Source organism: Parabacteroides sp. AF21-43, assembly GCF_003635435.1.
Taxonomy (GTDB): domain Bacteria; phylum Bacteroidota; class Bacteroidia; order Bacteroidales; family Tannerellaceae; genus Parabacteroides; species Parabacteroides distasonis.
This window is the reverse complement of sequence record NZ_QTMG01000013.1, coordinates 60814-81695: the sequence shown is the minus strand read 5'-3', so window position 1 is coordinate 81695 and position 20882 is coordinate 60814. Positions and strand designations below refer to the sequence as shown.

The window sequence follows — 20882 nt, the reverse complement described above, 5'->3', positions numbered from 1 at the left end:
GGTGTAGGCTTACACGTATATACGTATCGGCTCGTGCCTATATACATGTGAAAACACCTGTTTTTATTGTTGTTCCTTTGCCCGGTAAGCCATCGCGTACAGACGCATTTGCTTCACCATCGCTACCAACCCGTTGGAACGGGTAGGGGATAAATGCTCTTTTAATCCTACCTTGTCTATAAAGTATAGATCCGCATCCAAGATTTCTTGAGGGGTATGGCCCGATAAGATCTGTATCAGCAAAGATACGATACCTTTTACGATCACGGCATCGCTTTCTCCTTGGAAAATAATCTTTCCATCCACATAATCCGCTTGGAACCAAACCCGGCTTTGACAACCCTCGATCAAGTTGCTTTCCGTTTTATATTTCTCATCAAGCGGGGGAAGGGAGTTTCCCAGATCTATTAATAACGCATATTTATCCATCCAATCATCGAAGACTGAGAATTCTTCGATTACATTGTCTTGAAGTTCATTGATTGTCATTTTATCAGTATTTTATCGATTGTATATTACTTCCAGTACGGTTTGACCGGCAGCTTTTAGAGTCTCACGGTCTATATTTTCCATATTATCTTTTTGAGTATGCCAATAACTGGCGAAACCTGTTTTAGACTCAGGGTCGTAGTTAATAATGTCGATACTCGGGATATTACGTCCGCTAATCACATATTGGTGATCGTCTATGAGCGCTCCGCCGGTGGCGTTAATGAAATATTTGCCATATCCCAGATCGCGGGCCGCGCTCCATACCATCTCGACGATCGGGGCTGCCGCACGTAAGGATTGTTGCTCCTTGAAAAACGTGGCGTTCTTGCCGCCCACCATATCCAATAAGATTCCGTATTCCGCCGTATAATTGGGGACATGCGGATTTTTTGCCCAGAACTGGGTACCTAGGCACCAGCTATCCGGTGTATAATCGGTTACGAATTCCGGCGTACCATAATCCTCCGCATCGAAGAAAATAATATCGATACCGATACCCGGGACTTTTTGTCCGATTTGGCGGGCGATTTCCAATAAGGCACCTACACCACTACCGCCATCGTCCGCCCCGTCCAATGGAGTTCGGTGCTTGGAAGGATCGGGATCGTGGTCCGAATAGGGACGGCTGTCCCAATGCGCGAATAGTAAAATACGTTTACTATTCTCCGGATCAAACGAGCCTATGATGTTTCTCGCTTCCAGCTTCGTTCCGTCGTAGGCGGTCAGTATCGCTTCCTGTTGGTAGACTTTGGCGCCAAAGCGCTTCAATTCAGATGCTAAGTAATCCCCGCATGCTTTATGAGCCGCCGTGTTAGGTACACGGGGACCAAAAGCGACTTGGTTCGCTACATAGGCGTAAGCGCTGTCTGCGTTGAAATCGGGAACAGCTGAGGCGATCGGTTGTTTTTTGATCTCCGGCATATTACCTGTCTCTTTGGTTCCTTTGGCTCCACATGATAAAAGAGCAAAACTCAATAACGCAAAAAATAATCTGATCATAAATCTGTTTTGTTTATAATGTTTTTACGGAGGCAGTCGCTTGAACCTCGTCTAATACACGCATCAAGTTTCCACCCCATATCTTGGCGATATCTTCCTCTGTATATCCTTTCTCTATTAATTTAACAGTGATCTGTATGAAATCGTTGTCACTTTCGCAACCGATAATTCCGCCACCGCCATCAAAATCAGAGCCGATACCTACATGATCGATACCGGCGACTTTCACCATATGATCGATATGTTCGATCGCGTCGGTAAGGCTCGCGTTTTTATAATCCTCATTGATATAGCGGTCGAGCAAGCAAACTTGCGCTACGCCTCCATTTTGGGCAAGGGCCTTTAGTTGTTCGTCGGTCAGGTTACGGTCGTGCTTGCACATCGCCATGGATGAGGAATGCGAGCAGATGATCGGGGCCTTGGACAATTTGATAACATCCCAAAATGCCTTCTCAGAGGCATGAGACATATCCACCATGATACCTTGGCGATTCATCTCTTTCACGACCTCTTCGCCAAACGGACTTAAACCGTCCCATTCTTTCTTGGTATGGGTGGATGAGTCGCAAATATCGTTATCGTAGGAGTGGCAGAGCGTGATATAATTGACACCCATCGCCTTGAACTTAGCGATATTCGCCAGATCCTTACCAATGCCGTATCCATTCTCTATACCGATAAAGAACGCTTTTTTCCCTTCATTCTTCAAGCGGATGAAGTCTTGGTTCGTAACGGCGATGCCACATAAATCCTTATTCAATTCAGCTTGCTTGCGAATACCTTCGATCAAGCCTGTTACTTTTTGTACGGCTTCTTGTAAAGAGGCCTCATCACGTTTACCTTGTCCGATGAAGGCCGCAAGGAACACCCCGTCTAGTTTCCCTTCTTGCATCTTAGGGATGTTTACCCGGTTACGTTCCCGGTCGGCGATGCTGAATCCGGCACGTTTAAACCAGAAAGGAGTATCGGTATGTGTATCTACGGAAAGGAAATGCTTGTGCATCTCTTTGGCTTGGTGGAAAGTCTCGGCCTTTCCTATCAGATGGTGGAATATCTTTAACATCGTAGTGTCGCCTCCGTAAGTCAATGCTTCCGGATGCCATTGAACTCCCATGATGGATCGGTTCGGATAAGCGTCGATAGCCTCGATAATACTGTCGGGCGCATAAGCGGTAGCCTTGAAGATAGGCGCCAACTCCTTGATCGCTTGATGATGAAGAGAGTTTACGGCTAAGGTATCTTTCCCTAGAATAGTGGCTAGCTGTGAGTTTGCGTCAACAAAGACACGGTGTGAGCCATACGAACTGGGTAAATCTTGCCTATGCTTGACAGAATGATCGCCACGTTGTGAGGGGATGTCTTGGTAAAGCGTACCGCCAAACGCTACATTCAACAGTTGCAATCCCCGGCATATGCCTAAGACGGGAATATTTTGGTCGGTAGCCATCTTGATTAGTTTCAACTCATACAAATCGCGTACCGGATCGACTTCCTCCAGCTTTTCCCGAGGCTCCTCCTCATACCATAGAGGGTTTACATCCGCTCCTCCTATAAGAACTAGCCCGTCTAAATTCGATACGATATTCCTGAGTACCTTACCGTCAGTAACAGCCGGGATGATAACCGGAGTTCCCCCTGCCTTTACGATGGATTGGATATAGGTGGCCCCCACCCGGGAAGCACCATTGGAGATACTAGCGGAAATCCCGATCAATGGGGAGAATCGTGCCCGCACGTTTACATCGCAAGAGTCTGTCAACTCATATAGCTTTTTTAAGTTGGGTACTTCCGATCCGGGTGTCTGTGCCTGTGCTCCACATAAGATACTACAGGCGCATATTGCTGTGTATAAGATCTTTTTCATAATATGTAGTTGTTTTCGTTTGCTATTTGTTTGGGAAATCTTGTATAGCGGTCATAACCCTTAGCAAGTTTCCACCCCATATTTTCCGTATATCTTCTTCCGTATATCCTTCTTCTAAAAGTCGGACGGTAATGTTAATCAACTCGTTGGTAGCCGAGCAACCGATCAGTTCCCCGTCTCCGTCAAAATCCGAGCCGATTCCTATATGATCGATACCGATTAAATCCACGATATGATTGATATGGCGGATAGCGTCGCTTAAAGAAGCTTTGTCCTCTTCCTTATTGATGAATCCTTTGTATAGGCAGATTTGGGCGACACCTCCTTGAGCAGCCAGTGCTTTCAGCTGATCATCTGTTAAGTTACGAGGATGATCGCAAAGCGCACGTGCGGAAGAGTGGGAGGCTATGATTGGCGTCTCGCTCACTTCCATTACCTGATAAAAGGTACTTTCCGCCGCATGCGAGATATCAACCATGATTCCTAATCGGTTCATCTCTTTTACCACTTCCTTACCGAAAGGACTTAGTCCTTTCCATTCCTGTTTTCCTCTAGCGGAATCACAAATATCGTTATCCCCATTATGGCATAAGGTGATATAAGAAACTCCCATCTCCTTGAACATCCGTAGGTTCTCGATCTGCTTCCCTAAAGCGTACCCGTTCTCGATACCGAGGCAGATCGCTTTTTTCCCTTGCGCTTTGATTGTTCGGATCTCTTGGGGGGTAGTCGCTATAGCCATCCGGTCCGGATGTAAGGTTTGCTGGCGTTTTACTTGATTCAGCCGTTCTATCGCATACGCTGTCGCTGCCTGTAAGGATGCCTCATCTCGTTTACCTTGCGGGATATAGGCGACCATAAAGGTTGCGTCGATACGCCCTTCTTCCATAAAAGGAAGATTCACTTTCCCTCCTTCTTTCTCCCCGATATTAAATTCACCGGGAAAGATCATCGGGGTATCTGTATGGGAATCGATCGTCACGATCCGTTGATGGATCGCTTTGGCTTTCGCGAAACGGCGGGCATTCTCGATATGGTAAGCGAATAGGGCTTTCATGGCCTCATCCCCTTGCGGAGCCATGGCCTCCGGATGCCATTGTACGCCGAATATCGTTTTCTCCGTATGTTCCATAGCCTCATTGATTCCATCCGGGGCGGTCGCTGTCGCCCTAAATCCGGGGGCGACCTCTTTTACCGCTTGATGGTGGAAAGAGTTGACAAGGATTTGTTCTTCTCCATTGAAAATAGCGCGTAACCGGTTCGTTCCCGGTTCGAGAGTTACCGTATGCGACGGATATTCCCGCGCCAATGTCTGGCTGTGTTTCAATAGCGGGTGATCGGCTTGTGAATGGATGTCTTGATAGACACTTCCTTCGAACGCTACATTCATGATCTGATGCCCTCGGCAAATACCCATGATCGGAATTTGTCGGTTAGCGGCCAAGCGAAGCAAGATCAAATCGTATTCGTCACGTAGCGTATCTACGTCTTGCAATTGCGGGATAGGCTCCTCATGCAAATAGAGCGGATTGATGTCTCCACCCCCGCTCATAACCAATCCGTCTAGTTCGGAAACCAGTACGGTCAATGCTTTCAGATCCGTGATCACCGGGATAAGTACCGGGGCTCCCCCCGCATCCAGCACGGCTTGCACGTAGGTCTCGGCTATACAGGAAAGTCCGTCTCTCCGGTTAGCGGATATTCCTATTCGGGGAGGTTGAAGGCTTTCTTTAGCCGGTATATAATTATCAACTTCTTTGTATAGGGCCTCTAGATTCGGACGACGGACTTTCATGATTTTAAGCATCTATGTTAGCATATGTAGCGTTTTCCTCGATAAACTCGCGGCGAGGGCCTACGTCTTCACCCATCAACATGGCGAAGATTTGGTCAGCCTCGGCTGCGTTGTCGATCGTGATTTGCTTTAACGTACGGTTTTCCGGGTTCATGGTCGTATCCCACAATTGATGGTCGTTCATTTCTCCCAAACCTTTGTATCGTTGTGTATGGATCGAGTTCTCGTTGCCTCCTCCATATTTTAAGATGAACTGCTGACGTTGTTGCTCGGTCCAGCAATATTCCTCAACCTTACCTTTCTTACACAAATAGAGGGGAGGAGTCGCCAGATACACATATCCGTTCTCGATCAAGGAACGCATACGGCGGAAGAAGAAGGTCAAGATCAATGTGGCGATGTGGCTACCGTCCACATCGGCATCGGTCATGATAATCACCTTGTGGTAACGCAGCTTCTCCATGTTCAACGCTTTCGGGTCATCCTCCGTACCGACGGTTACGCCCATCGCGCGATAGATGTTCTGGATTTCCTCGCTTTCGAAGATCTTATGATCCATCGCTTTCTCCACGTTCAAGATCTTACCGCGCAATGGTAGGATCGCTTGGAAGTTACGGTCGCGTCCTTGCTTAGCCGTACCACCTGCGGAGTCTCCCTCGACAAGGAACAATTCGCAGATCGACGCGTCTTTAGAGGAACAGTCCGCCAATTTACCGGGAAGCCCACCTCCTGTCAGCGGAGATTTGCGTTGTACCAATTCGCGAGCCTTACGAGCGGCATGACGGGCTTGAGCGGCCAAGATCACCTTGTCGACGATTATTTTCGCCTCTTTCGGATGTTCTTCCAAATAATAGCCTAACGCCTCACCGATCGCCATATCCACTGCACCGGTAACCTCGCTATTACCCAGCTTCGTCTTTGTCTGTCCCTCGAACTGAGGTTCGGCTACCTTGATAGAGATAACGGCGGTCAAACCTTCACGGAAGTCATCCCCTTGAATCTCCACCTTGGCTTTCTCCAATAATTTAGAATCCTCGGCGTACTTTTTCAACGTACGGGTCAGGCCACGGCGGAAACCGGCTAAGTGTGTACCACCTTCTATCGTGTTAATATCATTTACGTAAGAGAATACGCTCTCGTTGTAAGAAGTATTATAAGTTAACGCCACCTCGACAGGGATACCCTGCTTCTCGGTAACGATATGGATTACGTCTGGAATCAGTTTCTCTTTAGAACGGTCGATATAGCGGACAAATTCTTTCAATCCCTCATCCGAATGGAATACCTCGGACTTGAAAGAACCGTCTTCTTTCTGAACTCGCTTATCTGTCAGACGTAGCGTAATACCTGCGTTCAAGAACGCTAATTCACGCAAACGGGTAGCCAAGATATCATACTTGTATTCCGTGACCGTAAAGATAGAACCGTCCGGCTTGAAAGAGATCGTAGTACCTGTTTTATCCGTATTATCGATAACCTGTACGTCGTGCAACGGCTTTCCGCAAGAGAACTCCTGCATATGTACTTTGCCGTTCCTGCGAACTTCCGCTTTCAGATAAGTAGAGAGGGCGTTTACGCAAGATACACCCACACCGTGCAAACCACCGGATACTTTATAGGTTCCCTTGTCGAACTTACCGCCGGCGTGCAGCACCGTCAATACTACCTCCAAGGCTGATTTACCTTCTTTCTCATGAATATCCACGGGGATACCACGGCCGTCGTCGGTAACCGTGATCGAGTTGTCCTCATTGATTACCACGTCGATGTATGTACAATATCCGGCTAGCGCTTCGTCTATGGAGTTATCTACGACCTCATACACTAAGTGATGGAGACCTTTCTCGCTGGTATCGCCAATATACATGGATGGCCTTTTTCGTACTGCCTCTAACCCTTCAAGTACTTGAATACTATCTGCGGAGTACTCTGTAGAAGTATTCTTAATTTCTTCACTCATGAGTTTATCTTTCTTTAAAATCTGTAATTATCTATGTCCTCAAAAAAAATCTAACAAATGTAGTGATTTTTATCGAGATAGCGAAGTGGGGGATGTGAAAATAGCGAAAAAAGGACGGGTATAATAAAAAAGGAGAGAGATAAGCCATGAACTTATCTCTCTCCTTTTGGTTGGTAGCCCATAGGGGAATCGAACCCCTCTTTCAAGAATGAAAATCTTGCGTCCTAGCCGATAGACGAATGGGCCATTAGGTTTAAAAAAGCCGGGCTTATTGAGAGTCCGGCTTTATACTTGTAAAAGTAATTACCTTCTGCTTATGCTAGCGCATTAACGTGCTTAGCCAACTTAGATTTCAGATTACCGGCCTTGTTCTTGTGGATAACGTTCTTTTTTGCAAGCTTATCCAACATAGAGCATACCTTAGGGAACAAAGCTTGTGCCTCATTCTTGTCTTCAGTAGCGCGCAAAACTTTCATAGCGTTTCTAGCTGTCTTTGCGTAATATCTGTTACGCAAACGTCTTGCGTTTGTCTGTCTGATTCTCTTGATTGATGACTTATGATTTGCCATTTCTCGATCTTCTCTTTATTGTTTTTTAATCCTGTTTATTGTAGCCCATAGGGGAATCGAACCCCTCTTTCAAGAATGAAAATCTTGCGTCCTAGCCGATAGACGAATGGGCCAAAATGTCAAAGCTCTCACTTATAGCGTTCTAAGAAAGTGATTTCCCGATTGCGAGTGCAAAGATAGACGATCTCTCCGAACTGGCAAAACATTTCGAAGGAAAATTTAATACTACTCACTGTTTTAACTTCTCTTTAGAACTTATATCTTCCAGATGAATTTCCAAGGCTTTAACGGAAATATTTATTTCCCAGATACATACACATAACGACGCCGCTAATAGCAATAAGGCTATGCCAAATATCCATGCGGCGAAAATCTGCCACGATACATAAATGAAGAACATAGCGATCACGCAGAGCAGCAAACTGAGTATTCCTAATATTTGCATGGAACGGGTCAGATAGAGCCTTTTCCGCAGGTTCGCTATCTGGGCGATATCCTTGGGGTCATGGGTTTGCTGATGCTTTTCTTTCAAGGCGCGCACTACGCTGGCGTATGAAAGGAAGCGATTCGTATAGGCCAGCAATATCAATGATATGGCGGAAAATAATAAAGAAGGGGTCGTTAAGTCCAACATAATTCTATACTTTAATTATATGTATAACGTTAATTTGAGTATCTTTGTTCTTAATCATCGTCGCAAAGATACGAATTATGTTGTGTAAAACGAGGGGGATTGTCTTGCATACGATCCCTTACAATGATAAATATTCTATTATATATATGTATACGGAGGCGTTTGGCCGGGCCTCGTATCTGGTTAGTCGTAGCCGTGGGAAGAAAAGCACGGTATCGAAGGCTTTGTTTATACCTTTGTCCGTTCTGGAAATGGAGGTGGAGCACTTGAATAAGCGGGACTTGCACCGGATTAAGGAGACCCGCATTTGTTTTCCGCTGAATGATGTTTGTTGTGATCCGGTTAAGAATGTATTGGCGCTTTTCCTCTCGGAGGTTCTTTTTAGGGTCGTGAAAGATACGGAGTCGGATCCCCGTTTATTTGATTATTTATACGAGTCCATACATCTATTGGAGTATGCGGATAAGGGTATCGCTAATTTTCATATGGTTTTCTTGTTAGGTCTTCTCCACCATCTCGGTATTTTCCCGAATATGGAATCGCATAGGGTGGGATATTATTTCGATATGTTGAATGGGGTGTTTACGGATCATATCCCGATGCATCGGCATTATTTAAATAAGGTGGAGAGCGCTTTCTTTTCCCGTTTGCTGCGTATCAGTTTTGAGAATATGTCGCTTTATGGTTTTTCCCGGCAAGAGCGGGTCCGTATTATTCATCGTATTCTTGAGTATTACCGTCTACATCTCCCGGATTTTCCGGAAATCAAATCGTTATCGGTGATGCAAAGCTTATTTGATTGATCTATTTGATGTTATATTAGCTCTTGAAAACACGTACGTGTTTCTTGAAAAAGACGTACATGTTTTTCCGGAAACACGTACATGTTTTTTCGGAAATAATGAGAAGCTTCCGGATAGGCGGGAAAAACATCCGATAACGGTTGCCTATTTGAGGAAAAGATTATACTTTTGCAATCTCAAAAGAGTTGGTCTTGTAGTTCAACGGATAGAATAGAAGTTTCCTAAACTTTAGATCCGGGTTCGATTCCCGGCGAGACTACTTTTATTTCCTCTCTTTTTTATCAAACTTGGTCAAAACAAGTAAGTTGATCTCCTTATTGTTAAACGTTTTTTTGTCTCTTGTATAAAGAGAGAGTAAATAAAATAAGCGTTTTCTTACTGCAGGTTGTTTCTTGTGGTGAGAATATTGTTTATATTTGCGCAAGGTAATCACTAAAAGATGAAACAACAGATAATTAATAAGCTAAGAGGCTTTTTCTCTTTGCAACCAATAGAGAAAGCATGGGTGTTTGGTTCCTGTTCACGTGGAGAGGAGACGAAGGATAGCGATATTGATATTCTGGTTCGTTTTGACTCCCACGCTCGTATTACATTATTCAAGTATGCGGGTATGGTGGAAGCTCTAAGCCAATTGTTGCATCGTAAGGTTGATTTGGTGGAGGAAGGACAATTGAAGGATTTTGCCGTTTCTTCTGTAGATCGGGATAAAATATTGGTATATGAGAGAGAAGCCTAAAGACAATACACGTCTACGGCATATGCTGGAGGCGATAAATAATGTCATTGAGTTCACGACAGATGTGACTTTTGAGGAGTATTCCAGGAACAAGATATTGCGTTTTGCGGTCATCAAGAATTTGGAGATTATAGGGGAGGCGGCTTATTTGATTACAAAGGAATTTCGGGAGGAACATCAAGAGATCGCATGGAATGAGGTCATAGGCATGCGCCATGTGTTAGTGCATGGGTATTATCAGATTCGGGATGAGATAGTGTGGGGAACCATTCAAACAGATCTATTTCCGCTTAAGGATAAGATAGAACGGTTGATCTGTAAATAAGCTCAATGTATTATTTTAATAAGATGATCATGACCGATCCCGCTACCATGATAACGGAGCCAATCAATTTCTTCGTTATATTTTCCTCTTTGAATATACGGTATCCTAAGAAGATACTTACGATCGTAGAGAGTTGGAACAAGGCTAACGCATAACCTACCTCCATATGATCGAATACGTAATTGGTGGTGTATTGCATGGTGCCGATACAAAGGACCAAATAAAAGTAGGAGGAAATATCCCGTATTTTGATTCGCTTGAATTCTTTGACAAGATGGACCTTGAAAGCGAATAAAAGAGCGAAAGAGAAAATCGCGCCAAACCAACACCAAACAATGAACGAGATGGTGGTGGATGAATATAAGATGATTTTCTTGATAAAGACCGCCTCGATAGCTGTAAGGACCATAGCCCATATCCGGTATTGAATCTCTTTCCGTTTTAAAAGAGCCAAGGAAAAATGCTCATCCATCGTATCCAAAACATAATAGCTCCCATATACGATCAGTGACATTCCTGCGATACCCCATAGGTTCGGGATCTCCCCTAATAAGAAGATACCGACAATAATACCTACTACGGATTTGTAGGAATTGATGGGGCCCAGTACCGATAGATCCCCGCATTGTAAAGCTTTTACTAAGAATCCATTCCCGGTAGCTCCCACGATTCCGGCTAGAATACAATATTTCCAGAATTCGAAAGGCAACTCAAGCCAGCGAACTTGGATCGCCGGGATGATACAGAATACGCTCAATAGTAGGAATGTCAAGAAGTTGATTAATAAAGGGTGGTTATACCGATTGGTTAATTGCTTTTGGAAAACATTACCAAGCGGATTCGATAATACCCTTAATATGATCGCAACAGAGGTGAGTATCATTTAATAGGCTTTAAACGTCACCCATTCGCCATTGTATTGACATTCAAAAGTTCGGCCGCTTATCCATATGTCCTTCAAGACCGTCTGGCCGTCTTCATAGTCCATATAAAGTATATCGGTATAGTAATTGTCCCAGTCCCAGTAGAATGGAATTTCCTCTCGATCTATGCGTCCGCTTGGGTAATGATAAATTCTTGTATCCCATCCTTTCCCATCCGGATTAAATGTAAGTTGCTGCTCACAATCTAAACCGTCTACGACAAACCAATCAGTCCATACATAATTACATAAATCATAGGTGATTTCCTCATACGGATCATAATACGGATCCTCCTCGCAACTACTGAACCCGCATAAGACGGCGATCAATAAGAATATGTTTATTAAATATCTTTTAGCCATAACTCTATACCTTTAAATACTATTCGGAGGTAAAGATACAAATTTAAGGAAAGGATATTTCTTTTTTTTATATCTTTAGCGCAAAATTTTCAGATATATGCAAAAAACATTACGCATTAAGAACGATATTCATGAGCTTTCCATGATGAATCAGTTCTTGGAGGAAGCTGGAGAAGAATTGGGATTAAGCACCGCTTTCATGATGAGCCTGAATCTGGTGATGGAAGAAGCTGTCTCAAATATAATTTTTTATGCGTATAAGGGAGATGTTGAGGATGCCGTAGACATTTCGTTGGTCAGGGAAGGTGGGGAATTGATCGTGACTTTGATAGATCATGGGATTGCTTTCGATCCGACTTTAAGAAAAGACCCTGATATTACTTTATCTGCCGAAGACCGTCCAATCGGAGGGTTGGGTATTTTCTTGATCAAGAAGATTATGGATGAGGTCTCTTATCAGAGAGTAGATGAGCGGAATGTCTTTATCATGAAGAAAAAAATAACCGAATAAAATATAAAGATATGGAAGTAGTTATTGACCAAAAAGGTGAAGAGACTGTAATTAAGATCAAAGGAAGATTGGATACGAATACGGCTCGCGAATGCGAGGAAAAGGTTTTGCCGGTATGGGAGAATCCGGGAGTAAAAGTATGTGTCGATTGTTCTGATTTGGAATATGTGAGTAGTGCGGGCCTCCGATTGTTTTTAATATTACAAAAAATGACGACTGCCAAGAAAGGGTCTTTACGTTTGATCGGTATGCGGAATGTGGTTCGTGAGACCTTTAGTTTGACGGGATTTAACGCTCTCTTCAAGATAGAAGACGCAAAATAAGTGTGAAGGTTAGGAAAAAGGTAGCCGGTGTGTCAAATTTGGCACACCGGCTTTGTATTAATCTTTTAGATCTTTGTCGATGGGGCTATCCCATTTGCCACCGTTTAATATATCAAGGGTGAAGGTATCGTCTGATTCCTTCGGGGTGTAGAGAATCCCAGTATAACGAATAATGTGATTTTTGAGAGGCAGGATGTCATTAACCTCTCTTTCCCGGGTTACTTCATTTATCTGATTTTTGGCCGAGAGGTGTGCTTTGAGCATGAATTCCGGAGCCGGGATAAACGTGAAGAAGGAATGGGAGAAATTTGTTTTCCCGATATCAGAGTCGTTAAAAGTGTCGGTTTGTGTATAAGGCGTGTTTTGAGAAATGCCATTCCCGGTGGTTAAGTCAATCTTGTTTTGATAATTGGAGACATTTATCGTGAAGCTTTTTAGGTTTTTAGGTACGGCATCGGTGGATATGAACTCTATTTTACCGACGATTCTTTGTAAGGTGATATCCTTAATGATTCTTTCTCCCGTTTGTACTTCTTGGGTGAGAAAAAGATGAAACGTATCTGAGACTTTACTGAATAGTGCGGTTTGTCCGGACACGGAGATATTCTTGTCTGAGTGGGCTAGGAAACAAATATGATAGTCGCCGGAGGGCAGTGAATCATAAATGATCGTGAAATCCGGATCTTGAGGCGTGAATTGCTTATGTTTTACCAGAATGTCCGGTTTTCCGCTTTGGTATACGATATAATCGATCCGGTTGTATAAATTATCCGGATCGATATCCGGTGTAGAAGGATCTTCCTCGGCATCGGGATTTTGGGGAATAGGCTCAGGGATATTCAGCTCGGGAATACTCTTGGTTACGGGGAAGGGTAATACTTCCTTTTGTAAATCGATCGTAAACTGTATGGGTGATAATTCCTCTTGTAGGTCGGGGTTAGGTACTTCCTTTTCCGTTCCATTACAACAACAAAAACAAAGCAGACAGGCGATAGCCACTAATTCATTTTTCTTCATAGTTGATATTTTTGGTAAATGTTTGACGCAAAGGAACGATATATTTTGTGAATTAAAAAATATTAAGCTGTTAAATTGGCGTACGCAGGGTTATTTTTCATAGCTTTGTGAATCAACAATGTAATTACCTTAGTTTAATAAAACGGAATAATACCATGAAACGAAAAATCAGAATGGGAATGGTCGGTGGAGGACAAGGCTCGTTTATCGGGGCCGTTCATCGTATCGCCGCTAATTTAGACGGACAGATCGAGTTGGTCTGTGGATGCTTCAGTTCTCGCCCGGAGAATTCATTGGCTACCGGACAATCTTTATTTTTACCGGATAATCGTATTTACGCATCTTATCAGGAAATGATAGAGAAAGAGGCCGCCCTGCCTGAAGGCGAACGGATGGATTTTGTGTCTATTGTTACCCCGAATCATGTGCATTTCGGTCCGGCCATGATGGCGTTGGAACATGGTTTTCATGTCGTGCTGGATAAACCGATGACATATACCTTGGATGAGGCGAAACAATTACGTGACAAAGTGAAGGAAACCGGAAAATTGTTTATGCTGACTCATACCTATACCGCTTACCCGATGGTGAAGGAGGCTCGGGAAAGGGTACGCAGGGGGGATTTAGGTAAGATACGCCGTATTTATGTGGAATATCCTCAAGGCTGGCTATATAATGACTGCGCTGATGTTAATAAGCAGGCGGCTTGGCGGGTGGATCCCGGTCGGTCGGGCAAGGCCGGTTGCATGGGGGATATCGGGACGCATGCGTTTAATCTGGCGGAATATATAACAGGGCTGAAGGCCGTGGAATTATGCGGTGAATTGAATACCTTCGTGCCGGATCGTCTTTTGGATGACGATGGGGCGGCATTGATCCGTTATGAGGGAGGTGCGAAAGGGGTGCTGACCGCTAGCCAGATCGCCGTAGGTGTAGAGAATGGCTTGAATATTCGTGTGTATGGAGAGAAAGGTGGGTTGGAATGGCGTCAAGAAGAACCGAATACGATGGTTATGCGTTGGCCGGATCGTCCGGTGGAGATCGTCCGTACTTCCAATGGATATATGTCGGGTATCGCCGCTCATAATTCCCGTACACCGGGCGGGCATCCGGAAGGCTATATAGAGGCATTCGCTAATTTGTATCGGAATTTCGCCTTGGCTTTGCAATCGATTCTGGCTGGTGAGGAACCGGCTCTTGAGACCTTGGATTTCCCTTCCGCCGAAGACGGTGTCCGTGGCATGCGGTTTATCGAGACGATTGTAGCTACCGGATCGACAGAGAATAAATGGATAAAAATAATCGACTAAAAATAATACTATTATGGCACGTCCTGTAACATTGTATACCCTCCAGTGGGGAGATTTATCACTGGAAACAGTTTGTCAAAAAGCGAAAGAATTCGGATACGACGGTGTGGAATTGGGACTTCCCGATCATGTGGATGTCCGACGTACGGATACGGCTTATTATCAAGGAATCAAGGATCTGTTAAAGAAATATGACTTACGGCTTTATGCGATCTCTACCCATTTGGTAGGACAGGCTGTTTGCGATAATATCGATGAGCGCCATAAGGCGATCTTGCCGGATTATATTTGGGGAGATGGCGATCCGGAAGGGGTTCACCAACGGGCTACCGAGGAGATGATCCGGACCGCTCATGCGGCAAAGATGCTGGGAGTCGATACGGTTGTAGGTTTTACGGGTAGTTCTATTTGGCATTATTTGTATTCTTTCCCTCCGGTAACGGACGCGATGATACAAAAGGGGTATGATGATTTCGCCCGTCGCTTTACGCCCATCTTGGATGAGTTTCAGAAACTGGGTGTACGTTTTGCGTTGGAGGTACATCCTACAGAGATCGCGTTCGATACTTTTTCCGCACGCAGAGCATTGGAGGCGGTAAATAACCATCCTGCTTTCGGTTTTAACTATGATCCGAGTCATCTAGGATACCAAGGGGTGGACTATGTGGATTTCATCTATCAGTTTCCGGAGCGTATCTTTCATGTGCATATGAAGGACGTATATTGGAGTGATACCCCCAAGCAGGTGGGTATATTTGGCGGTCATGTTACTTTCGGCGATCCCCGCCGATATTGGAATTTCCGTAGCTTAGGACGAGGAAAGATTAATTTTGAGGAGATTATCCGTGCTTTGAATTCAATTGGCTATCAAGGTCCGCTTTCCGTGGAATGGGAAGATAGCGCTATGGATCGGGAACATGGGGCACGGGAATCTTGCGAATTGGTGAAGAGAGTGGATTTCCAACCTTCCGCACATGCGTTCGACGCTTGTTTCGGAAAGGAATAAATAATTATTAATTACAAAAAACACGAGATTTGATGAGTGTGAGAAAGTGGATGTTTGCCGGGGCCTTGTTATTGGCCGCCGGCTTGAGTTCTTTGGGATTTGCCCAGAAACCGGGGTTGAAGTTTAATCCGGATAAGAAGTTTAAGATTGTACAGTTTACGGACTTGCATGTAAAATGGCAAGACCCTCGCTCGGACATCGCTTTTGAGCGTATGAACCAAGTGTTGGATGACGAGAAACCGGACTTGGTGATTTTTACGGGAGATATTATCTATAGCAAACCTGCGTTGGAAAATATGCGGAATGTATTGAAGACAGTCTCCGACCGTAAAATACCGTTCTCCATTGTTTTCGGAAATCATGATAATGAGCAGGGGGCGACAAAAGAGGAGTTGCTGAAAGTAGCCGAAAGCCTACCGTATAGTTTGACGGCGGATGAGGTCCCCGAAATCTCTGGTGTTGGTAATTACGCCTTGACCGTACGTTCGTCCGATGGTAAGAAGGATGCTTGCGTTTTGTATTGCATCGACTCGAATACCTATTCAACTATCAAAGGGGTAAAAGGATACGATTATATTAAGCGTGACCAGATCGATTGGTATTGTAAGAAAAGCGCAGAGTTTACCCGGAATAACGGGGGAGAGCCGGTTCCTTCTTTGGCTTTCTTCCATATCGCATTGCCGGAGTTTAATCAAGCGTCTTCCGATGAGAATGCCCAACTCTATGGCATACGTAGGGAAAAGGCATGCGCTCCGGCCTTGAATTCCGGCTTATTTACGGCGATTAAGGAAAACGGGGACGTGATGGGCGTATTTGTCGGCCATGATCATGACGATGATTATGCGGTTTGCTGGTATGACGTATTATTGGCTTACGGTCGTTTTACGGGTGGTCCGACGGAATACATCCATATACCAAATGGAGCACGTGTGATCGAGTTGAACGAGGGAGCCCGTACCTTCAAGACTTGGATTCGTACGAAAGCCGGTGTAGAGCAGCTTACTACCTATCCGGATTCATTCGTGAAAGAGTGAGGATCTATATCATTCTGAAAATGATATAAAAACTGTATTCCTTATTGTTAAAGCTCTAAATTATATCTAACTTTGCGGTTGGTTGAAAAGTAAAAACTAGAGTATGAAGAAAATTAGAGCCGCCATCGTAGGTTATGGCAACATCGGGAAATATGTGTTAGAGGCCCTTGAAGCTGCCCCGGATTTTGAGGTAGCAGGTATTATTCGTCGTAATCCGAATGATATTCCGGACGAGTTGAAGGCATACACGGTTACTGATAGCATCACCAAGTTAGATAAGGTTGACGTAGCGGTTTTGGCTACTCCTACACGCAGCGTGGAAGAGCATGCGAAAGAGATTCTGGCATTAGGCATCAATACGGTCGATAGTTTCGATATCCACGGAGGTATCGTGGATTTACGTCGTTCTTTGGACGCTGTAGCGAAGGCTCATAATACGGTAGCTGTAATTTCTGCCGGTTGGGATCCGGGAAGCGACTCAGTGGTACGTGCTTTGTTAGAAGCGATGGTGCCGAAAGGTATTACTTATACGAACTTCGGTCCGGGAATGAGTATGGGGCATACGGTTGCCGTGAAGGCTATCGAAGGCGTGAAAGCGGCTTTAAGTATGACGATTCCTTTGGGAACAGGTGTACACCGTCGTATGGTTTATATCGAGGTGGAAGACGGATACGATTTCAAGCAAGTGTCTGCCGCTATCAAGGCGGATGATTATTTCGCTCATGATGAGACTCATGTAATGCAGGTTGAATGTGTCGATAATTTGTTGGACATGGGACATGGTGTGAACTTGGTTCGTAAAGGTGTATCGGGCAAGACTCAGAACCAGTTGATCGAATTCGATATGAAGATCAATAACCCTGCCTTGACCGCTCAAATCTTGGTTTCTGTCGCTCGTGCGAGCTTGAAGCAACAACCGGGCGCATATACGATGATCGAATTGCCGATAATCGATATGCTGTACGGCGAGAGAGAGAACTTAATTAGAAGACTCGTTTAATATAAGTTGATGGTTGACAGCAGGCAATTGACAGTTCGGGAAATCCTGACTTGCGATTGTCGACTGTCAATTGTCAATTGCCAACTGAAATAATTATGCTTGATTTTATTACATGGACTGCCGATCCCGCTATCTTTACCATCGGTTCCCGGGAGATTCGTTGGTATGGATTGGCTTTCGCGATTGGTTTCGCTATTGGCTATATGATTGTAGAGCGGATGTGGAAAAAAGAGGGACTGCCGCCCGCATGGATCGATTCCCTTTTGATTTATACGATGCTCGGTACGGTGATTGGTGCCCGTTTGGGGCATTGTTTGTTTTATGCGCCGGAATATTATTTAGCCAACCCGATTGAGATTTTCAAGATTTGGGAGGGAGGTTTGGCTAGCCATGGTGGTACGTTAGGTATAATTATCGCCATTTATTTCTACTCGAAGCGAGTAAGCCATAAAAGTATGTTATGGGCTTTCGATAAGTTGGTGGTTCCGACAGGATTGGTAGCTGCTATGATTCGTCTGGGAAACCTGATGAATCATGAGATTTACGGTCATTCCACTGATTTGCCTTGGGGATTTCGTTTTATCGATAATTTACACGCATGGAGAATGGGGGCGGAGCCTATTTTTACCGCTCCGAGCCATCCGACGCAATTGTATGAGGCCGCTTGTTATCTGGTGACGTTCGCTATCTGTATGTGGCTATATTTCAAGAAAGAGGCTTGGAAAAAGCAAGGACTTATCTTCGGCGTATTTATGATATGCGTATTCGGGTCTCGTTTCTTCATAGAATTCGTGAAAAATGACCAAGAGCCTTTCGAGGCTGGAATGATGTTGAATATGGGGCAATGGCTAAGTATCCCGTTTGTTTTGGCAGGGTGCTGGTTTGTCTGGAGAGCACTAAGAAATGGAAAATTAAAGATTGAAAATTGAAGATTAGAGAGCACACGCTTCGTGATTATCAATTTTCAATTATCAATTATCAATTAAAAAAGATGTACAAGTTAAAAGAAATTGCGGATAAAGTTTATTATGTAGGAGTTAATGACCGTCAAAAGGCCCTCTTCGAGAATATGTGGCCGTTGCCATACGGCGTTTCCTATAACTCGTACTTGATCGTAGACGAGAAAACCGTATTGATCGATACGGTCGATGTTTGTTACTCTGATATTTTCTTGAAAAAAGTAGCGGATGCCTTGGACGGACGTTCTTTGGATTATCTCGTGGTAAATCATATGGAGCCGGATCATGCGGGAAGTATCCGTTTGTTGCGTCAGCAATATCCGGACGTACAGATTGTCGGAAACAATAAGACTTTCGGAATGCTGGAAGGATATCATGGCATCAAGGAAGGCTTGTTTGAGGTGAAAGAGGGTGATACCTTGAATACGGGTCGTCATGAGCTTGTATTTTATATGGCTCCGATGGTGCATTGGCCGGAAGTGATGGTTACTTATGACGTTACGGATAAAATCGTATTCTCTGCGGATGCGTTCGGTACGTATGGCACATTGGATGGTGGTGTGATCGATACGGAGATGAATGTGGAGCATTATTGGGAAGAGATGATTCGCTATTACTCCAACATTGTCGGAAAATATGGAAGTCCAGTACAAAGGGCATTACAGAAGCTTTCGGGCTTGGATATCCAGACGATTTGCTCTACCCATGGACCTGTTTGGCGTGAATATGCGTCGAAAGCGATCGATATCTATGACCGTATGAGCCGCTACGAAGGTGAGGAAGGCGTGGTTATTATTTATGGCAGCATGTATGGTAACACGGAGCAGATGGCTGAGGCGATCGCCGCTTCTTTGGCTGATAATGGCATTAAGAATATCGTGATGCATAATGTTAGCAAAAGCCCTTCTTCTTATATTTTGAAAGATGTGTTCAAATATAAAGGAGTGATCGTAGGTAGCCCGACTTATAGCAATCAATTGTTCCCGGAGGTGGAAGCTGTGTTGAGTAAGATCGAGTTGCGTGAAGTGAAAAATCGTATTTTCGGTTATTTCGGGTCTTTCACATGGGCTGGAGCCGCCGTGAAACGTTTGGCGGCTTTTGGCGAGAAGATGAAGTGGGAGACTGTCGGTACGCCGGTTGAGCAGAAGCAAGGTTTAAGCGCTACTAAATACGAGGAGTGTTTAGCTTTGGGCAAGGAAATGGCTGGGAAATTGAAAACAATTAACGACAAATCTAATTTATAAACAAGAAAGTTGATACAACTTTCAATTAAAAAACATAACGTTATGAGACTAATTATCGAACCTAATTACGAGCAACTCTCAAAATGGGCTGCCAATTATGTAGCAGCGAAGATCAAAGCCGCGAATCCAACCGCTGAAAAACCATTCGTACTGGGCTTGCCTACCGGATCTTCTCCGCTGGGTATGTACAAGAACCTGATTGAATTGAACAAGCAGGGTGTCGTATCGTTCCAGAACGTGATCACTTTCAATATGGATGAGTATGTCGGCCTTCCGAAAGATCATCCGGAAAGCTATCATTCTTTCATGTGGAATAATTTCTTCAGTCATATCGATATCAAACCGGAGAACGTAAATATCTTGAATGGTAACGCCGAGGATTTGGAGGCTGAGTGTGCGTCTTATGAGGCTCGCATGAAAGCGGTCGGTGGCGTAGACCTGTTCTTGGGTGGTATCGGTCCTGATGGCCATATTGCGTTCAATGAGCCGGGTTCATCTTTGAGTTCTCGTACTCGTATCAAGACGTTAACTACAGATACGATTATCGCTAACTCCCGTTTCTTTGATAATGACGTGAATAAAGTTCCGAAGACTTCTGTAACGGTTGGTGTAGGTACGGTTCTTGACGCTAAGGAGGTATTGATCATGGTAAATGGTCATAACAAGGCTCGTGCGTTGCAACAAGCCGTTGAGGGCGCCGTGAACCAAATGTGGACAATTACCGCCTTGCAGTTGCATCCGAAGGGAATCATTGTTTGCGATGAGGCGGCTTGCGCGGATCTTAAGGTAGGTACTTATAACTATTTCAAGGATATCGAGAAGGATCATCTTTGTCCTTGTTCATTGCTAAAATAAACGAATCTCAGATAGGGCTTTCTTTGAATGCCCATCATAAGGAGTTAAGAATGCCCATTGTAAGGAGTTTACGATGGGCATTCTTATAACCTTACGATGGGCATCGTTGTTTTAGGGTAATTGGTGGCTGCCGGCTGGCTTCCTCATAGAAGATATACTTC

General features: G+C 44.4%; 22 protein-coding genes and 3 tRNA genes. 13 read left to right on the top strand and 12 right to left on the bottom strand.

The window, feature by feature from the left end:
* Positions 1-63: 63 nt before the first annotated feature.
* The 9 genes from DWX84_RS11120 to DWX84_RS11080 form a co-directional block, all read right to left on the bottom strand.
* Positions 64-489, bottom strand: a complete 426-nt coding sequence (locus DWX84_RS11120) for a SufE family protein (RefSeq protein ID WP_005867596.1) — start codon at positions 487-489, stop codon at positions 64-66.
* 12 nt (positions 490-501) lie between these two features.
* Positions 502-1491, bottom strand: coding sequence for a M28 family peptidase (locus tag DWX84_RS11115; RefSeq protein ID WP_044545406.1), 990 nt, complete (start codon positions 1489-1491; stop codon positions 502-504).
* Between the two features lie 13 nt (positions 1492-1504).
* Positions 1505-3355, bottom strand: coding sequence for a fused gamma-glutamyl-gamma-aminobutyrate hydrolase/peptidase (locus DWX84_RS11110; RefSeq protein WP_008772769.1), 1851 nt, complete (start codon positions 3353-3355; stop codon positions 1505-1507).
* Between the two features lie 22 nt (positions 3356-3377).
* Positions 3378-5162 (bottom strand): gamma-glutamyl-gamma-aminobutyrate hydrolase family protein, encoded by a 1785-nt coding sequence (locus DWX84_RS11105; RefSeq protein ID WP_122377512.1) that lies wholly within the window; start codon positions 5160-5162, stop codon positions 3378-3380.
* Positions 5155-7110 carry a DNA topoisomerase (ATP-hydrolyzing) subunit B gene (gyrB, locus tag DWX84_RS11100; protein WP_122297500.1) on the bottom strand — a complete coding sequence of 652 codons (1956 nt, stop codon included), beginning with the start codon at positions 7108-7110 and terminating at the stop codon, positions 5155-5157. The genes DWX84_RS11105 and gyrB overlap by 8 nt, the downstream gene beginning before the upstream one ends.
* 171 nt (positions 7111-7281) lie before the next feature.
* Positions 7282-7356, bottom strand: a tRNA-Glu gene (locus DWX84_RS11095).
* A 68-nt stretch (positions 7357-7424) separates the two neighbouring features.
* Entirely contained in the window at positions 7425-7679 is a 255-nt protein-coding gene (gene rpsT / locus DWX84_RS11090; RefSeq protein ID WP_005859369.1) for a 30S ribosomal protein S20, read from the bottom strand.
* A 41-nt stretch (positions 7680-7720) separates the two neighbouring features.
* Positions 7721-7792, bottom strand: a tRNA-Glu gene (locus DWX84_RS11085).
* Between the two features lie 116 nt (positions 7793-7908).
* Positions 7909-8313 carry a DUF2721 domain-containing protein gene (locus tag DWX84_RS11080; protein ID WP_005867604.1) on the bottom strand — a complete coding sequence of 135 codons (405 nt, stop codon included), beginning with the start codon at positions 8311-8313 and terminating at the stop codon, positions 7909-7911.
* Between the two features lie 77 nt (positions 8314-8390).
* Between DWX84_RS11080 and recO the strand changes: the two genes are divergently transcribed.
* From recO to DWX84_RS11060, 4 genes are all read left to right on the top strand, one after another.
* Positions 8391-9116 (top strand): DNA repair protein RecO, encoded by a 726-nt coding sequence (gene recO, locus DWX84_RS11075; RefSeq protein ID WP_048927162.1) that lies wholly within the window; start codon positions 8391-8393, stop codon positions 9114-9116.
* A gap of 187 nt (positions 9117-9303) precedes the next feature.
* Positions 9304-9375 (top strand) — tRNA-Arg (locus DWX84_RS11070).
* Between the two features lie 180 nt (positions 9376-9555).
* A complete protein-coding gene (locus tag DWX84_RS11065; RefSeq protein WP_005865085.1) occupies positions 9556-9852 on the top strand; it encodes a nucleotidyltransferase family protein in 297 nt (98 codons plus the stop codon).
* Positions 9836-10177: a DUF86 domain-containing protein gene (locus DWX84_RS11060; RefSeq protein WP_008772765.1), complete on the top strand. Its 342-nt coding sequence runs from the start codon at positions 9836-9838 to the stop codon at positions 10175-10177. Before DWX84_RS11065 ends, DWX84_RS11060 begins: the two co-directional genes overlap by 17 nt.
* A 10-nt stretch (positions 10178-10187) precedes the next feature.
* Here DWX84_RS11060 and DWX84_RS11055 read toward each other — a convergent pair whose 3' ends face one another.
* On the bottom strand, positions 10188-11060 hold the full coding sequence (locus tag DWX84_RS11055) for a DMT family transporter (protein ID WP_048927163.1): 873 nt from the start codon (positions 11058-11060) through the stop codon (positions 10188-10190).
* The gene (locus tag DWX84_RS11050; protein ID WP_008772763.1) at positions 11061-11462 is read right to left on the bottom strand and encodes a hypothetical protein; all 402 of its coding nucleotides are present in this window, start codon (positions 11460-11462) and stop codon (positions 11061-11063) included. It lies immediately after the preceding gene.
* Between the two features lie 97 nt (positions 11463-11559).
* On the opposite strand from DWX84_RS11050, the gene DWX84_RS11045 reads away from it, so the two are divergent.
* Together DWX84_RS11045 and DWX84_RS11040 are read left to right on the top strand one after the other, a co-directional pair.
* Positions 11560-11973, top strand: a complete 414-nt coding sequence (locus DWX84_RS11045) for an ATP-binding protein (protein WP_005859341.1) — start codon at positions 11560-11562, stop codon at positions 11971-11973.
* Between the two features lie 11 nt (positions 11974-11984).
* Positions 11985-12296: an STAS domain-containing protein gene (locus DWX84_RS11040; protein ID WP_005859339.1), complete on the top strand. Its 312-nt coding sequence runs from the start codon at positions 11985-11987 to the stop codon at positions 12294-12296.
* A 57-nt stretch (positions 12297-12353) separates the two neighbouring features.
* Here DWX84_RS11040 and DWX84_RS11035 read toward each other — a convergent pair whose 3' ends face one another.
* Complete coding sequence (locus tag DWX84_RS11035; protein ID WP_048927164.1) at positions 12354-13313, bottom strand: hypothetical protein; 960 nt, start codon at positions 13311-13313, stop codon at positions 12354-12356.
* A 155-nt stretch (positions 13314-13468) separates the two neighbouring features.
* On the opposite strand from DWX84_RS11035, the gene DWX84_RS11030 reads away from it, so the two are divergent.
* The 7 genes from DWX84_RS11030 (at position 13469) to nagB (ending at position 20721) form a co-directional block, all read left to right on the top strand.
* Positions 13469-14623, top strand: coding sequence for a Gfo/Idh/MocA family protein (locus tag DWX84_RS11030; RefSeq protein ID WP_048927165.1), 1155 nt, complete (start codon positions 13469-13471; stop codon positions 14621-14623).
* 13 nt (positions 14624-14636) lie between these two features.
* A complete protein-coding gene (locus DWX84_RS11025; protein ID WP_005859333.1) occupies positions 14637-15629 on the top strand; it encodes a sugar phosphate isomerase/epimerase in 993 nt (330 codons plus the stop codon).
* A gap of 32 nt (positions 15630-15661) precedes the next feature.
* Complete coding sequence (locus DWX84_RS11020; RefSeq protein WP_083434096.1) at positions 15662-16663, top strand: metallophosphoesterase family protein; 1002 nt, start codon at positions 15662-15664, stop codon at positions 16661-16663.
* A gap of 103 nt (positions 16664-16766) precedes the next feature.
* Complete coding sequence (locus DWX84_RS11015) at positions 16767-17663, top strand: diaminopimelate dehydrogenase (RefSeq protein ID WP_005867618.1); 897 nt, start codon at positions 16767-16769, stop codon at positions 17661-17663.
* Between the two features lie 95 nt (positions 17664-17758).
* Positions 17759-18592 (top strand): prolipoprotein diacylglyceryl transferase, encoded by an 834-nt coding sequence (gene lgt / locus DWX84_RS11010; RefSeq protein ID WP_005859327.1) that lies wholly within the window; start codon positions 17759-17761, stop codon positions 18590-18592.
* A gap of 62 nt (positions 18593-18654) precedes the next feature.
* Positions 18655-19866 (top strand): FprA family A-type flavoprotein, encoded by a 1212-nt coding sequence (locus DWX84_RS11005; RefSeq protein WP_005867620.1) that lies wholly within the window; start codon positions 18655-18657, stop codon positions 19864-19866.
* A 42-nt stretch (positions 19867-19908) separates the two neighbouring features.
* Positions 19909-20721, top strand: coding sequence for a glucosamine-6-phosphate deaminase (gene nagB / locus DWX84_RS11000; protein ID WP_005859323.1), 813 nt, complete (start codon positions 19909-19911; stop codon positions 20719-20721).
* Positions 20722-20882 lie beyond the last annotated feature (161 nt).

Bases quoted from the DNA above. Each gene is read 5' to 3' on its own strand.
- DWX84_RS11040 (WP_005859339.1), top strand. From the start codon at position 11,985: ATGGAAGTAGTTATTGACCAAAAAGGTGAAGAGACTGTAATTAAGATC.
- nagB (WP_005859323.1), top strand. From the start codon at position 19,909: ATGAGACTAATTATCGAACCTAATTACGAGCAACTCTCAAAATGGGCT.
- DWX84_RS11015 (WP_005867618.1), top strand. From the start codon at position 16,767: ATGAAGAAAATTAGAGCCGCCATCGTAGGTTATGGCAACATCGGGAAA.
- DWX84_RS11050 (WP_008772763.1), bottom strand. From the start codon at position 11,462: ATGGCTAAAAGATATTTAATAAACATATTCTTATTGATCGCCGTCTTA.
- recO (WP_048927162.1), top strand. From the start codon at position 8,391: ATGTTGTGTAAAACGAGGGGGATTGTCTTGCATACGATCCCTTACAAT.
- DWX84_RS11025 (WP_005859333.1), top strand. From the start codon at position 14,637: ATGGCACGTCCTGTAACATTGTATACCCTCCAGTGGGGAGATTTATCA.
- DWX84_RS11005 (WP_005867620.1), top strand. From the start codon at position 18,655: ATGTACAAGTTAAAAGAAATTGCGGATAAAGTTTATTATGTAGGAGTT.
- rpsT (WP_005859369.1), bottom strand. From the start codon at position 7,679: ATGGCAAATCATAAGTCATCAATCAAGAGAATCAGACAGACAAACGCA.
- DWX84_RS11080 (WP_005867604.1), bottom strand. From the start codon at position 8,313: ATGTTGGACTTAACGACCCCTTCTTTATTATTTTCCGCCATATCATTG.
- DWX84_RS11045 (WP_005859341.1), top strand. From the start codon at position 11,560: ATGCAAAAAACATTACGCATTAAGAACGATATTCATGAGCTTTCCATG.
- DWX84_RS11060 (WP_008772765.1), top strand. From the start codon at position 9,836: ATGAGAGAGAAGCCTAAAGACAATACACGTCTACGGCATATGCTGGAG.
- lgt (WP_005859327.1), top strand. From the start codon at position 17,759: ATGCTTGATTTTATTACATGGACTGCCGATCCCGCTATCTTTACCATC.
- DWX84_RS11120 (WP_005867596.1), bottom strand. From the start codon at position 489: ATGACAATCAATGAACTTCAAGACAATGTAATCGAAGAATTCTCAGTC.
- DWX84_RS11115 (WP_044545406.1), bottom strand. From the start codon at position 1,491: ATGATCAGATTATTTTTTGCGTTATTGAGTTTTGCTCTTTTATCATGT.
- gyrB (WP_122297500.1), bottom strand. From the start codon at position 7,110: ATGAGTGAAGAAATTAAGAATACTTCTACAGAGTACTCCGCAGATAGT.
- DWX84_RS11055 (WP_048927163.1), bottom strand. From the start codon at position 11,060: ATGATACTCACCTCTGTTGCGATCATATTAAGGGTATTATCGAATCCG.
- DWX84_RS11065 (WP_005865085.1), top strand. From the start codon at position 9,556: ATGAAACAACAGATAATTAATAAGCTAAGAGGCTTTTTCTCTTTGCAA.
- DWX84_RS11030 (WP_048927165.1), top strand. From the start codon at position 13,469: ATGAAACGAAAAATCAGAATGGGAATGGTCGGTGGAGGACAAGGCTCG.
- DWX84_RS11035 (WP_048927164.1), bottom strand. From the start codon at position 13,313: ATGAAGAAAAATGAATTAGTGGCTATCGCCTGTCTGCTTTGTTTTTGT.
- DWX84_RS11020 (WP_083434096.1), top strand. From the start codon at position 15,662: ATGAGTGTGAGAAAGTGGATGTTTGCCGGGGCCTTGTTATTGGCCGCC.
- DWX84_RS11105 (WP_122377512.1), bottom strand. From the start codon at position 5,162: ATGCTTAAAATCATGAAAGTCCGTCGTCCGAATCTAGAGGCCCTATAC.
- DWX84_RS11110 (WP_008772769.1), bottom strand. From the start codon at position 3,355: ATGAAAAAGATCTTATACACAGCAATATGCGCCTGTAGTATCTTATGT.